Source organism: Streptomyces sp. 17_S59 (assembly GCF_056930295.1).
The window spans coordinates 6,199,524-6,215,177 of the sequence record NZ_JBXOWD010000001.1; the positions used below are offsets into that span (position 1 = coordinate 6,199,524).

At 75.6% G+C, this 15,654-nt stretch carries 2 protein-coding genes; both read left to right on the forward strand.

Annotated features, from left to right (window positions below):
* Positions 1 to 32: 32 nt before the first annotated feature.
* Positions 33 to 13,709: an amino acid adenylation domain-containing protein gene (locus AC1Z4A_RS28095; protein ID WP_483682660.1), complete on the forward strand. Its 13,677-nt coding sequence runs from the start codon at positions 33 to 35 to the stop codon at positions 13,707 to 13,709.
* A 241-nt stretch (positions 13,710 to 13,950) separates the two neighbouring features.
* Positions 13,951 to 15,603 carry an APC family permease gene (locus AC1Z4A_RS28100; RefSeq protein WP_483682661.1) on the forward strand — a complete coding sequence of 551 codons (1,653 nt, stop codon included), beginning with the start codon at positions 13,951 to 13,953 and terminating at the stop codon, positions 15,601 to 15,603.
* The last annotated feature ends 51 nt before the right edge of the window (positions 15,604 to 15,654 follow it).

The following is a 15,654-nucleotide window of genomic DNA, read 5'->3' on the forward strand; positions in this document are numbered from 1 at the left end:
CGACGCGACACACCTCAGAGAGTCTGATTCGAATGAGCAACGACGCAAACCTGGTTGATCTCCTCAAGCGGCTCACCGTCGACCTCCACCGCTCCCGGCAGCGCGTCCAGGAGCTGGAGGAGGCGCGGACCGACGCGCGGCACGAACCCGTCGCCATCGTCGGCATGGGCTGTCGATGTCCGGGAGACGTCCACTCCCCGGAAGAGCTGTGGGACCTGGTCGCCTCGGGTACCGACGCCGTCGGCACCCTCCCGGAGGACCGCGGCTGGAACCCCGCCGAGCTGTACGACCCGGACCCCGAGGCCCCGGGCAGGAGCTACGTCCGCAACGGCGGATTCCTCTACGACGCCGCCGACTTCGACCCCGCCTTCTTCGGGATCTCACCGCGCGAGGCGACGGTGATGGACCCCCAGCAGCGCCTGCTGCTGGAGACCGCCTGGGAGGCCGTCGAACGGGCCGGGATCGCCCCGGACTCGCTGCGCGGCAGCGACACCGGGGTCTTCGCCGGAGTCATCGCGCAGGACTACGCCGGACCGCTGGACAACGCGCCCCAGGGCTTCGAGGGCCACCTGCTGACCGGCACCACCTCCAGCGTGGCCACCGGCCGCATCGCCTACACCCTGGGCCTGGAGGGCCCGGCCGTCACCGTGGACACCGCGTGCTCCTCGTCCCTGGTCGCCATCGACCTGGCCGTACGGGCGCTGCTGCGCGGCGAGTGCTCGCTGGCCCTGGCCGGCGGCGTCACCGTGATGGCCCGGCCCGGCATGTTCGTGGAGTTCTCCCGGCAGGGCGGGCTGGCGCCCGACGGCCGCTGCAAGGCGTACGCGGCCGGCGCGGACGGCACGGCCTGGGCCGAGGGTGCCGGCGTGCTGCTGCTGGAGCGGCTGTCGGACGCACGGCGCAACGGGCACCGGGTGCTGGCGGTGATCCGCGGCTCGGCGGTCAACCAGGACGGCGCCAGCAACGGCCTCACCGCGCCCAACGGCCCGTCCCAGCAGCGCGTCATCCGCCAGGCCCTGGCCGACGCCCGGCTGACGGCCGCGGAGGTGGACGCCGTCGAGGGCCACGGCACCGGCACCCGCCTCGGCGACCCCATCGAGGCCGAGGCGCTCCTCGCCGAGTACGGGCAGGGCCGCCCGGCCGGGGAGCCGCTGCGGCTCGGCTCGCTCAAGTCCAACATCGGCCACGCCCAGGCCGCGGCCGGCGTGCTGGGCGTCGTCAAGATGGTGATGGCCCTCCGGCACGGCGTGCTCCCGCGCACCCTCCACGTGGACGAGCCCACCCCGCACGTGGACTGGTCCTCCGGCGCGGTGCGCCTGCTCACCGAGCAGACCCCCTGGCCCGGGACGGACCGGCTGCGCCGCGCCGCCGTCTCCTCCTTCGGCATCAGCGGCACCAACGCCCACCTGATCCTGGAACAGGCGCCCGACACCGGTGCGGACGCGCCGGCTTCCGGCCCCGCGGCACCCGCTGCGGCCGCCGGCCGGCCCGCCGCCCTGCACGCGGCCGCCGCCCTTCCCTGGCCACTGTCGGGGAACGGCGCGGAGGCGCTGCGCGCCCAGGCCGCCCGGCTGGCGGACTTCGCACGGCGGCCGGAGGCCCCGCGCCCCGCCGACATCGGCCTGTCGCTGGCCGTCACCCGCGCCGCCCGGGAACACCGCGCTGTCGTCGTACCGGACGCCGGCCCGGGCCCGGCGGCGGACGGCGCGGCCGCACTGGACGCACTCGCGGCAGGCGGGAGCGACGCCCGGCTCGTCCAGGGCGTCGCCGACACCGAGGGCAAGCCGGCCTTCGTCTTCCCCGGCCAGGGCAGCCAGTGGGCCGGCATGGCCGTCGGACTCCTCGACGCCTCCCCGGTCTTCGCCGCCCGCCTGGACGACTGCGCGCAGGCCCTCGCACCCCATGTGGACTGGTCGCTGCGCGACGTGCTGCGCGGGGCCGAGGGAGCACCGCCGCTGGACCGGGTGGACGTGGTCCAGCCTGCGCTGTGGGCGGTGATGGTGTCCCTGGCCGAGCTGTGGCGGGCCTGCGGAGTGCGCCCGGCCGCCGTCATCGGCCACTCCCAGGGCGAGATCGCCGCCGCCTGTGTCGCGGGCGCGCTCTCCCTCGAGGACGCCGCGAAGGTGTCCGCACTGCGCGCGAAGGCGCTGCTCGCCCTGGCCGGCGGGGGCGGCATGGTGTCCGTCGCGGACACGGCCGGCGCGGTGCGCGAACGCATCGCGGCCTGGGGCGACCGGCTGTCGCTGGCGGCCGCCAACGGGCCTCGCTCCACGGTGGTCTCCGGCGATCCGGAGGCCCTGGAGGAGCTGCTCGCGGGCTGCGCGGCGGACGGGGTGCGGGCCCGCCGCGTCCCCGTGGACTACGCCTCCCACTCCCCGCAGGTGGAGAGCATCCGGGACGCCGTCCTGGAGGCCCTCTCCGGCATCACCCCGCGCACCGCCACCGTCCCCTTCGTCTCCACCGTCACCGGCAGGACCGTCGAGGGCGGCGAACTGGACGCCGCCTACTGGTACGAGAACCTGCGGCGGACCGTCCGCTTCGAGGAGGGCGTCCAGGCCCTGCTGGAGCGCGGCCACGGCGCGTTCATCGAGGTCAGCGCGCACCCCGTGCTCACCGTCGGGGTGCAGGAGAGCATCGACGCGGCCGAGGCGACCGCCCTGGCCGTGGGCACGCTGCGCCGGGACGAGGGCGGCCCGCACCGCTTCCTCGCCTCGCTGGCCGAGGCCTGGACCCGGGGCGTCGCCGTGGACTGGCCCGCAGTCCTCGGCGGCCACGACGCCCGCACCGTCGAGCTGCCCACGTACGCGTTCCAGCGGCAGCGCTACTGGGTGGACGGCGCCGACACGGCGGCGGGGGACGTCCGGGCGGCGGGCCTCGGCGCCACCGGCCACCCGCTGCTCGGCGCCGCCCTGTCGGCCGCCGACGGCGACCAGGTGCTGCTCACCGGCCGGCTGTCGCTCGCCACCCACCCCTGGCTGGCCGACCACACCGTGGCGGGCCGCACGCTGCTGCCGGGAACGGCCTTCGTCGAACTCGCCCTCCGGGCGGGCGACGAGGCGGGCTGCGAGCTGGTCGAGGACCTCGTCGTCGAGGCCCCGCTGGCGCTGCCCGGCGACGGCGCCGTCCTGCTCCAGGTGGTCGTCGGGGCCGCCGACGACACCGGGCGGCGGCCGGTGGCCGTCCACTCCCGGCCCGAGGACGCGGAGACCGACTGGATCCGGCACGCTTCGGGAACCCTGGCCACCGGCCAAGCCCGCGACGCCGGCACGGCTTTGACCATGTGGCCGCCCGCGGGCGCGGAACCGGTGGACCCGGCGGACTTCTACCCGCGGGCCGCGGACGCCGGTTACGGCTACGGGCCCGCCTTCCAGGGGCTGCGGGCGGTCTGGCGCTCCGGGGACGAACTCTTCGCGGAGGTCGCACTGGACCCCGCCCGCGAGGAGGAGGCCCGCCGCTTCGGCATCCACCCGGCACTGCTCGACGCCGCCCTGCACACCGTCCTGCTCGACGGCCTGACGTCCGGCGGCGGGCGGCCCCGGCTGCCCTTCGCCTGGAGCGAGGTGGCCCTGCACGCGACGGGCGCCTCGATGCTGCGCGTCCGGATCTCCCCGGCGGGGGAGGACACCGTCTCCGTCGAGGTCGCGGACGCCGCCGGGGCCCCGGTCGCCTCGATCGGCTCGCTGACGCTGCGACCGCTCGCCGACCGCCCCGCGGACGTGCGCGGCGGCGCGGGCGACGCCCTGTTCCGGCTGGAGTGGACCCCGCTCGCCGCGCCCGCGGCCGGGGAGGCGCCCGCCGGACGGCCGTGGGCCGTCCTGACCGGCCCCGGAGACCGGCCGCACCCGCGACTGGCCGACGGCGCCCGCGAGTTCGCGGACCTGGCCGGGCTGCTCGCGGCCGCCGAGGACGGGGGAGCGGTGCCCGAGCGGGTGCTCGTCCCGCTGTCCCCGGCCGCCGGCCCGGTGCCGGACGCCGCCCGTGAGGCCACCGCACGGGCCCTGGACCTGCTGCGCGCCTGGCTCGCGGAGGACCGCCTCGCCTCCTCCCGCCTGGTCCTGGTGACCCGGCGCGCGGTGGCGGCCGAGCCCCACGAGGACGTCCGGGATCTGGTCCACGCCCCCGTCCGCGGCCTGGTGCGCGCCGCCCAGACGGAGCACCCGGACCGCTTCGTCCTGCTGGACCTGGACGGCGAGGACGCCTCGTACGACGCACTGCCGCTCGCGCTCGGCTCCGATGAGCCGGAACTGGCCGTGCGCAGCGGGCAGTTACTGGCCCGCAGGATGGTCCGCGGCGGCGCGTCCGGCGGACTGCCGGTACCCGCGGGCGTGACCTCCTGGCGGGTGGAGAACCCCGAGCCGGGCACGTTCGACCGCTTCCGCATCGTGCCGAGCCCCGCGGGGGAGGCCCCGCTGGCCCCCGGCGAGGTGCGGGTCGCGGTGCGCGCCGCCGGGCTCAACTTCCGCGACGTGCTGCTGGCGCTCGGCATGCGCCCCGGCGACGCGTCGCTGCTCGGCGGCGAGGCCGCGGGCGTGGTGACCGAGGTCGGCGCCGAGGTGACCGACCTGCGCCCCGGCGACCGGGTGATGGGCTTCCTCACCGGGGGCTTCGGCCCGCTCGGGGTGGCCGACCGGCGCATGGTCACGCCGCTCCCGGACGGCTGGTCCTTCGCCGAGGCCGCGACCTTCCCCATCGCCTATCTGACGGCCTACTACGGGCTGGTGGACCTGGCCGCACTGCGGCCCGGCGAGTCGGTGCTGGTCCACGCCGCCGCGGGCGGGGTGGGCATGGCCGCGGTGCAGCTGGCCCGCCACCTGGGCGCCGAGGTGTACGGCACCGCGAGCCCGGGCAAGTGGCCCGCCCTGCGCCCGTTCGGCCTGGACGGCACACGCATCGCCTCGTCCCGGACCCTGGACTTCGAGGAGCAGTTCCGGACCGCCACCGGGGGCCGCGGCGTCGACGTGGTCCTCGACTCGCTGGCCCGGGAGTTCGTCGACGCCTCGCTGCGCCTCACGGCACCGGGCGGCCGGTTCGTCGAGATGGGCAAGAGCGACATCCGCGACGCCGCCGAGGTCGCGGCCGCCCACCCCGGCGTCGCCTACTGCGCGTTCGACATCTTCGACGCGGAGCCGGACCGGATCGGGGAGATCCTCGCCGAGCTGACCGGGCTCGCCGAGCGCGGCGTGCTGCGCCCGCTGCCCGTCAGTACCTGGGACGCCCGGCAGGCCCCGGAGGCCTTCCGCTTCATGAGCCGCGCCCGCCACACCGGCAAGGTCGTGCTCACCCTCCCCGTGCCCCCGGACCCCGACGGCACGGTCCTCGTCACGGGCGGCACCGGCTCGCTGGGCGCGCTGACCGCCCGGCACCTGGTGGCCGCATACGGCGTCCGGCACCTCATCCTCACCAGCCGCCGCGGCCCGGACGCACCCGGCGCGGACGAACTGCGCGAGGAACTGGCCGCGCTGGGCGCCACCGTGCGCATCGAGCGCTGCGACGCCGCCGACCGGGACGCCCTCGCCGCCCTGCTGGCCTCGGTGCCCGCCGAGCACCCCCTGACGGGCGTCGTCCACACCGCGGGCGTGCTCCGCGACTCGGTCATCGCCACGCTCACCCCCGGCGACCTCGAAGCAGTGCTCGCCCCCAAGATGGACGCCGCCTGGAACCTGCACGAACTCACCGCCGGACTGGACCTGTCCCTGTTCGTGCTGTACTCCTCGGCGGCCTGCGCGCTGGGCGCCGCCGGACAGGCCGGCTACGGGGCGGCCAACGGCTTCCTGGACGCCCTCGCCGAGCACCGCCGCGCCCACGGCCTGCCCGGCCTCTCCCTGGCCTGGGGCCTGTGGGCCCAGGACGGCGGCATGACCGGCGCGCTGACCGAGCAGGACATCCGGCGGCTGGCCCGCGACGGCATCACCCCGCTCGCGCCCGAGGAGGGCCTGGCCCTGTTCGACGCCTGCCTGGCCTCCGGCGCCGGGCACGCCGTCCTGGTCCCGCTCCGGCTGTCCCCGGCCGCCCTCCGCGCCCGGGCGGGCAGGGACGGACTCCCGCCCGTACTGCGCGGACTGGTCCGGCTGCCCGCCCGCCGCGGCGCACAGGCCGCCGCCTCCGCCGGCTCCCTGACCGACCGGCTGCGGGCCCTGCCCGGGGCCGAACGGGCGGACCGACTGCGGGAGCTGGTGCTGACCGAGGCGGCGGCCGTGCTCAACCACCCCTCCACCGAAGCGCTGCGCGACGCCCGCACCTTCAAGGACCTGGGCTTCGACTCCCTGACCGCGGTCGAACTGCGCAACCGGCTCAACAAGGCGACCGGACTCCGGCTGCCCTCGACCCTGGTCTTCGACCACCCCACCCCCGAGGCCGTCACCGCGCTGCTGCTCTCCGAGCTGCTGGGCGAGCCCGATCCCCGATCGGAGCCCGCGGCCGGTTCCTCAACGGCAGCCGGGGCCCCGGCCACGGCGGACGACGACGCCGTCGCGATCGTCGGCATGGCCTGCCGCTACCCCGGCGGCGTACGGACCCCCGAGGACCTGTGGCGGCTGGTCGGCTCGGGCACGGACGCCATCGGCCCGTTCCCGGCGGACCGCGGCTGGCCCGAGGACATCCACGACCCGGAGCTGAGCCGGCCGGGCACCAGCAGTGCACGGCACGGCGGATTCCTCTACGACGCGGCCGACTTCGACCCGGCGTTCTTCGGCATCTCGCCCCGCGAGGCCCTGGCGATGGACCCCCAGCACCGGCTGCTGCTGGAGACCTCCTGGGAGGCGCTGGAGGACGCCGGGATCGCACCGGACTCGCTGCGCGGCAGCCGGACCGGGGTGTTCACCGGCGTGATCTACCACGACTACCAGGCGGCCGCGGAAGCCGCACCGCCGGACGTCGAGGGCTTCCTGGGCACCGGCTCCTCCGGCGCCGTGGCCTCCGGCCGCATCTCCTACACGCTGGGCCTCGAGGGCCCGGCCGTCACCCTGGACACGGCCTGCTCCTCGTCCCTGGTGGCGCTGCACCTGGCGGTGCGCTCGCTGCGCAGCGGCGAGAGCTCGCTGGCGCTCGCGGGCGGGGCCACGGTGATGGCCACCCCGGCGCCGTTCACCGAGTTCTCCCGGCAGCGCGGGCTGTCCCCGGACGGCCGCTGCCGGGCGTTCGCCGACGGAGCGAACGGCACCGGATTCGCCGAGGGCGTGGGCCTCGTGGTGCTGGAGCGGCTGGCGGACGCGGTGCGCCTGGGCCACCCGGTGCTCGCCGTGGTCCGCGGCAGCGCCGTCAACCAGGACGGCGCCAGCAACGGCCTCACCGCCCCCAACGGGCCCTCGCAGCAGCGGGTGATCCGGCAGGCGCTGGCCGACGCCGGGCTGGGCGCCGCCGACGTCGACGTGGTCGAAGGACACGGCACCGGCACCCCGCTGGGCGACCCGATCGAGGCCCAGGCCCTGCTGGCCACCTACGGGCAGGGGCGGCCGGCGGACCGGCCGCTGCTGCTGGGCTCGCTCAAGTCGAACCTGGGCCACACCCAGGCCGCCGCGGGCGTGGGCGGAGTCATCAAGATGGTGCAGGCGGTGCGCAGGGGCGTCGTCCCCGCGACGCTCCACGCCGACCGGCCCTCCACCCACGTCGACTGGTCGGCCGGCGCGGTCCGGCTGGTCACCGAGGCCACCGACTGGCCGGACACCGGCCGCCCGCGCACGGCCGCCGTCTCCTCGTTCGGCATCAGCGGCACCAACGCCCATGTGATCCTCCAGCAGGGCCCGGCAGTCGACCGGCCCGAGACCCCGGAGCCGGAGCGCACCGCCCACCTGCTGACCCTCTCCGCGAAGACCCCGGCCGCCCTGTCGGCCCTGGCCGAGCACTACCACGGGCTGCTCGGCGAGAACGGCGGTGAGAACGGTGGCGAGGACGAGGACGGCCGCCTGGCCGCCCTCTGCCGGACCGCGGGCGCCGGGCGCGCCCACTTCGCGCACCGCCTGGCGATCGTCGGCGGCTCGGCCGGGGAACTCCGGGAGCAGCTCGCCGAACTGGCGGCCGGAGACGGCGAGGAGCCGCCCGCGGGCGTGCACCGCGGCCACGCCGACCGCACGGCCCGGCAGGACGCGGACCGCGGACCGGTGTTCCTCTTCACCGGCCAGGGCGCGCAGTACGCCGGGATGGCACGGACCCTCCACGCCACTGAGCCGGTCTTCCGCCGCACCCTCGACCGGTGCGACGAGGTGCTGCGCCCGCTGCTCGTGCGCTCCCTGCGCAGCGTGCTGGACCCGGCGCCCGAGGACGCGGACCTCCTCCACGAGACCCGCTTCACCCAACCCGCCCTGTTCGCCGTCGAGTACGCGCTGGCCGAGCTGTGGCGCTCCTGGGGCGTCGAACCGGCCGCCGTCATCGGGCACAGCGTCGGCGAGCTGGCCGCCGCCTGCGTCGCGGGCGTGCTGGACGTCGAGGACGGCCTGCGCCTGGCCGCCCTGCGCGGCCGGCTGATGCAGGACCTGTGCCCCCCGGGCGCGATGGCCGCCGTGCACGCCCCGGCCGAACGCGTCGCCGAGGCCCTGGCCCCGTACGGCGACCGGCTCGCTCTCGCGGCCGTCAACGGCCCGGAGAGCGTGGTCGTCTCGGGTGAGGGCACCGCCCTCGACCGGCTGCTGGCGGACCTCGCCGCACAGGGCGTCCGCACCAAGCCGGTCGCCGCCAACCGCGCCTTCCACTCGCCGCTGATGGAACCGATGCTGGACGCCTTCGAGAAGGAGGCCGCCAGGATCGGCTACGCGGCACCGCGCATCCCCCTGGTCTCCAACGTCACCGGAGCGTTCCTGACCGGCGAGGGCGCCTTCTCGGCCGGATACCTGCGCGAGCACGTGCGGCAGCCGGTGGACTTCCTGGCCGGCATGAACACCCTCTACGCACAGGGCCACACCACCTTCCTGGAGGTGGGCCCGGCCCCGGTCCTGCTCGGCATGGCCCGGCGCTTCGCCCCGGGCACGGGCTCCGGCGAAGGGCCGCAGGAGGTCTTCCTGCCCTCGCTGCGCCCGGGCCGGGACGACTGGCGGGTGCTGCTGGACAGCCTCGGCGCGCTCTACGCCCGGGGCGCCGCCGTCGACTGGGCCGCCTTCGCCGGCGACCCGGCCGGTCGGCATGTCCCGGCGCCCACCTATCCGTTCGGGCGCGAGCGGTACTGGCTCCAGGCCCGGCGCGGCTCCGCCCCGGCCGGCCTCGATGCGGCCGGGCTCGTGGCCCAGGTGCGCATCGTGGACGCGGCCGGGCGGCCGGTGGCGCAGTCCGCGGGCATCCGGCTGGACCGGCTTCCGGCCGGCACGGCAGAGGAGCCGCCGGCCCCGCTGCCCGCGCCCGGCAGTGCCGCAGGGCCGGAGCGGATCGAGGCGTCCGACCCCGCCGCCCGGGCCGAGCAGGTCACCGCGCTGCTGACACGGATCGCGGCCAGGTCGCTGCGCCTGCGGGCCGCGGAACTGGACGTGCACGAGCCGCTCCAGGGCCTCGGCATGGACTCGCTGATCGCCATGGACATCCGGGAGGCCGTGCGCAGGCGGCTGGGCGTCACCCTGCCACTGGTCGCCTTCCTGGAGGGCCACGGCGTCGCCTCGCTGGCCGAGGCGGCCCTCGCCCTGCTCGACGCACAGGACGCATCCGGCCCGGCAACGGAACCGGACGCCACCCCGGCGGCCGGGGACGGTGCGGACGCGGCGGAGCCCGCAGGACTCCCGGGCCTGCCCGCCCTCGTCCCGGACCCGGCCGCCCGGCACGAGCCGTTCCCGCTCACCGACCTCCAGCAGGCGTACCTCGTCGGCCGCACCGACGCCTTCGAACTCGGCAACGTCTCCACGTACTTCTTCACCGAAGTGGACGTCACCGGCCTCGACACCGAGCGGCTGGCCACCGCCCTGCGGCGGCTGATCGACCGTCACGACATGCTGCGCGCGGTCATCGGCCGGGACGGCACCCAGCGGGTGCTGCCCCAGGTGCCGCCGTACGAGATCGAGGTGCAGGACCTCACCGGCTGCACCGGCGACGAACGCACCGGGCGGCTGGACGCGGTCCACGACGAGCTGCGCGGGCAGGACCACGACCCCGAGGTCTGGCCGCTGTTCGACGTCCGCGTGAGCCGGATCGACGAGCGCACCAGCCGCCTGCACGTGGGCTTCGACGCCCTCGTCATCGACGGCTGGAGCTTCGCCCTGCTGCTGCGCGAGTGGGCCGACGCCTACCACGAGGCACCGGAGCAGCCGGACCTGCCGGTCACCTACCGGGACTACGTGCTGGCCGCGCGCACGCTGGAGGACGGCCCGCTCCACGAGGAGTCGCTGGCCTACTGGCGCGAGCGCATCGCGGTCCTGCCCCCGGCCCCCGAGCTGCCCCTGGCCAAGAACCCGGCCATGGTCAAGCGCCCTGAGTTCGTCCACCGCTCCGCCCGGATCGGCGCGGACCTCTGGGCGCGCTTCAAGGACCACGCGGCGGCCGCCGGGGTCACCCCGTCGGCGGCGCTGTGCACCGCCTACGCCCAGGTGCTGGCCGCCTGGAGCAAGTCCCCGCACTTCACGCTGAACCTCCTGGTGTTCAACCGGCTGCCGCTGCACCCGGACGTCAGCCGGATCCTGGGCAACTTCAGTGCCACCACGCTGCTGGAGGTGCGCTCCGAGGCGACCGAGGACTTCGCCCGCAACGCGGAGCGGATCCAGCACCAGCTCTGGCAGGACCTGGAACACGGCCACGTCAGCGGGGTGCGCATCCTCCGCGAGCTGAACCGCGCCCGCGGCGGCGCCGGCCGGGCGAGCATGCCGGTCGTCTTCGCCAGCACGGTCAAGTCCGACCGGGAGGGCGCGGCGGCCGGGGGACTGGCGACCCAGCTGGCCCGGCTCGGCGACTCGGGCCGCGAGGTGCGCAGCTCGGTGCGGACCCCGCAGGTCTGGCTCGACCACCAGGCCGTCGAGGAGGCCGGCGAGCTGACGCTGAACTGGGACGTGGTGGAGGAGCTGTTCCCGGACGGCATGGTCGACGCCATGTTCGACGCCTACGTGGACATGGTGCGCGAACTCTGCGAGGACGACGCCGCCTGGCGCCGCCCGGGCCGGGCCCTGGCGCCCACCGCCCAGCTGGAGCGGCGCAGCGCCGTCAACTCCACGGCCGGGCCGGTCCCCGCCGCCCTGCTGCACGAGGGCTTCCTCGCCCGGGCGGCGGACCGCCCCGGGGCGCCGGCGGTCGTCGCCCCCGGGCGGACGCTCACCTACGGCGAGCTGGACGGCATGACCAACCGCCTGGACCGCCGGCTGCGCAGCCTGGGAGTGCGCCGCGGCGACCTGGTGGCGATCGTCATGGAGAAGGGCTGGGAGCAGGTCGCCGCCGCGCTGGCGATCCTCAAGTCGGGCGCCGCGTACGTGCCGATCGACGCGGGCGTGCCGGCCGAGCGGCTGCGGCTGCTGCTGGAGACCTCCGGGATCGAGGCCGTGCTGACCCAGTCCCCGGTCGAGGAGCGGACCGACTGGCCGGAGGGGACGGTCCGGCTGTGCGTCGACGACTGCGACGCCCTCCCGGAGAGCACGGAGCCGCTGCCCCCGGCGGGCGCCGCGCCGGACGACCTGGCCTACGTCATCTTCACCTCCGGCTCCACCGGCGTCCCCAAGGGGGTGATGATCGAGCACACCGGGGCCGTCAACACCATCGAGGACGTCAACGAGCGGTTCGGCATCACCGAGGACGACCGGGTGCTCGGGCTGTCCGCGCTCAACTTCGACCTGTCGGTGTACGACGTCTTCGGCATCCTGACGGCCGGCGGTGCGCTCGTGCTGCCGGAGCCGTCGGCGCACCGCGAGCCCGGCCGCTGGGCGGAGCTGATCACCCGGCACCGGGTCACCGTCTGGAACAGCGTCCCGGCACTGATGCAGATGTTCACCGAGTACGTCCTGGCCCGGGAGGAGACCGCCGGGCTGCCACTGCGCGTGGTGATGATGAGCGGCGACTGGATTCCGGTGACGCTGCCGGACGCCATCCGGCAGGCGGCCCCCGACGCGGCGCTGTGGAGCCTGGGCGGCGCGACCGAGGCGTCCATCTGGTCCATCCGCTACCCGATCGGCCAGGTCGATCCGCAGTGGCCGAGCATCCCGTACGGCACACCCATGCGCAACCAGCGGTTCCACGTGCTGGACGAGGCGCTGCGGCCCTGTCCCGCCTGGGTGCCCGGCGACCTGTACATCGCCGGCATCGGGCTCGCGCGCGGCTATCTCAACGATCCCGTCAAGACCCGGGCCGCGTTCTTCCGGCACCCCGTCACCGGGGAGCGCCTGTACCGCACGGGCGACCTGGGCCGCTGTCTGCCCGGCGGCGACATCGAGTTCCTGGGCCGTGAGGACTCCCAGGTGAAGATCCAGGGCTACCGCATCGAGCTGGGCGAGGTGGAGACGGGCCTGCTGAACCTCCCGGGCGTCCGCGCGGCCGTGGCCGTCGCCCTCGGCGAGCGGCAGACCTCGCGGCGCCTGGCGGCGTACGTGGTCCTCGAGCCCGGCCGGACCGACACCGAGGACCAGCTGCGGGCCGCGCTGCGCTCGCTCCTGCCCGAGTACCTGGTGCCCTCCCGCATCGTCGTCCTGGACGCACTGCCGCTCAGCTCCAACGGCAAGGTCGACCGGGCCGCGCTGCCCGCCCCCGACGCGCCCGCGGGCGGCGGCGGGACGGTCGTCGCGCCCCGGGACGAGACAGAGGCGGAGCTGGCGGAGATCTGGGCGGAGTACTTCGGCGACCGGGAATTCGGGGTCACCGACGGCTTCTTCGACCTGGGCGGCGACTCCCTGCTCGCGGTGCGGCTGATGGCGCGGATCCAGAGCCGCACCGGTTGTGCCCTGCCGGTGTCCACGCTCTTCCTCTGCCCCACCATCGAGCTGCTCGCCGGGAAGCTGCGCGAGGCGGGCAGCGGGGCGGCGACCGGGCGCGCGGCCCTGGTGCCGGTGCGCACCGAGGGCACCCGCACCCCGCTGGTGTTCGTCCACCCGGTGGGCGGGGACGTGCTCTGCTACGCCGAGCTGGCCGGACTGCTGGGCGAGGACCAGCCGTTCTACGCCCTCCAGGTGCCGGACACCGACACTCCCCTGGACACCGTCCCGCAGCTGGCGGCGCACTACGCCGAGGCGCTCACCGCCGCCCTCCCGCAGGGCCCCTACCGGCTCGGCGGCTGGTCCATGGGCGGGGTGATCGCGCTGGAGATGGCCCAGCAGCTCACCGGCGCGGGCCATGCGGTGGAACTGGTCGCGGTCGTCGACCTGTTCGAGCCCCCGGGGCCCGACGCCGGCCGGCCCACCGACGAGGCCTCCCTGCTCACCTGGTTCGCCGGGGACCTGGCCGGACTGTCCGGGAAACGCTGGGAACTGACGGCCGAGGCGCTGACCGGGACGGGCCGTCCTCCGCTGGAGGTGCTCCACGAGGAGCTGCGCCGCGCCTCGGTGCTCCCGTCGGACATCGGCATCGGCACCCTCCGGCAGATCATCGGCCGCTTCACGCGGAACTGCCGGGCGCTGCTGGGCCACGAGCCGCGGCCGTACGCCGGGCCGGTGCGCTTCTTCCGGGCCGCCGACGGCGGCGCCACCGAGGAGACGGCCGGGCAGTGGCTGGAGCTGTTCACCGGGGACGCGAAGGTCGTCGACGTACCCGGTGACCACTACAGCGTGATGCGGGACCGTCAGCTGCGGGAGCTGTCCGCCGCCCTAGGCGAGGCACTGGCCGGGAGCTGACCCACCGGCACCGGCCGCCGGGGCGTGCCCCCGGCGGCCGGCGCGGCGCCGCCCGCCCGCACTGCCCCGGCTGGAGGCGTTTCCGCTGGTTGGCGTAGTATGTCCGGCGTCGTTCCTGCGTCCTCGGCGCGGGCGGCCGCTTCCCGTTCAGCCTGGCAACTGCGTCCCCAGTCGGCGTGAGCCGATGGGTGCGCAGAGGCGGCTCCAGTCATTTCCTCCAGGCAGAACGGAACAGCACGTCGTGGATATGGGCGCGGCCCCTCGCAAAGGCCTGAGCCTCTTTGCCCTGATCATGATCGGCCTCGGGTCCATCTTCGGCTCCGGCTGGCTCTTCGGGGCCGGACAGGCCGCACAGGTGGCCGGACCCGCCGCCCTGGTCGCCTGGGTGATCGGCGCCGTCTTCATCGGCATGATCGCCATGTCGTACGCGGAAGTGGGCGCCGCCTATCCGCTGCCGGGCGCCATGGCCCGGTTCGGCTCGATCTCGCACGGCCCGGTCCTGGGCTTCATGACCGGCTGGGCGGTGTGGATCGCGACCGCCTCGCTGATCCCGATCGAGGCCATCGCCGGCACCCAGTACATGGCGTCCTGGAACGTCGGCTGGGCCCGGGGACTGGTCTCCGGCGGCAGCCTCAGCGGCACTGGCATGGCCACGGCGCTCTTCCTCACCTTCGCCCTCTGGCTGGCCTGCTACTGGTCGGTGACGCTGCTGGCGCGGGCCAACAACCTGCTGACCCTGGTCAAGTTCGCCATCCCCGTCATCGCGGTCGGCGCGCTCATCGCCTCCGGCTTCCACACCGGCAACTTCACCCACCACGGCGGCTTCGCCCCCAACGGCTGGTCCGCCGTGCTCACCGCCGTGACCGCCTCGGGCGTCGTCTTCGCCTTCAACGGCTTCCAGGCCGTCGTCAACCTCGGCGGCGCCGCGAAGAACCCCGGCCGCGCCATCCCGCTCGCCCTCGTCGGCGCGCTCTCCCTCGGCCTGGTCATCTACCTGGCCCTCCAAGTCGCCTTCCTCGGCTCCGTGCCGCCCGAGCGGCTCGCCGAGGCCGGCGGGTGGAGCGGCATCGACTTCGCGTCGCCCTTCGCGGACCTCGCCAAGCTGCTGATGCTGCACTGGGTCGTCACCATGCTCCAGTTCGGCGCCTTCATCTCGCCGAACGGTGCCAACATCGGCAACGTCGCCTCGGCCGCGTACCTGGCCCAGAACCTCGCCGACACCGGCTTCTTCCCCAAGAAGATCGCCGAGGTGCACCCCCGCTACGGCGTCGCCCGCCCCGCCATGTGGCTCAACCTGGGCTTCTCCGTGCTCCTGCTGCTCACCGTCGGCCACAGCTGGGAGGCCCTGGCGAGCGTCGTCTCCGCCGCGATGGTCGTCTCCTACCTGATGGGCCCGATCGCCGTCGGCGTCTTCCGGAAGACCAAGCCCGGCCTGCCGCGGCCGTTCCGGCTGCCCGCCGCCGGGGTGCTCTGCCCGGTCACCTTCGCGTTCGCGGCATGCGCCCTGTACTGGTCGAAGTGGCCCAACACCGGCAAGGTGGCGCTGCTCACCCTGATCTCCGTCCCGATCGCCGCGGTCGTGCTGCGCCGCCGGGGCGAGGCGAGCCTGCGCCGCCAGTTCGCGCCCGCCTGGTGGATGGCCGCCTTCCTGATCTGGCTGGCCCTGCTGTCCTCGCTCGGCAGCGCCGAGTTCGGCGGCCACGGCGTGATCCCGGGCGGCCTCGACACCGCACTGGTCGGCGTGTCGTCCCTGGCCTTCTACTTCTGGGCGGTACGGGCCGGCGTCCTGGCCCACCGCGCCGGGCTGCCGGGCCCCGACCCGGTGCTCGACGACGCCGCGGGCGCCGTGCCCGGGCCCCGCGAGCCCGAGCCCGCCGGGGTCCCCGCTTCCTGACGCCGACGGTGGCGGGCCCCTGTCGAGAGGGGCCCGCCCACGAGATATCTT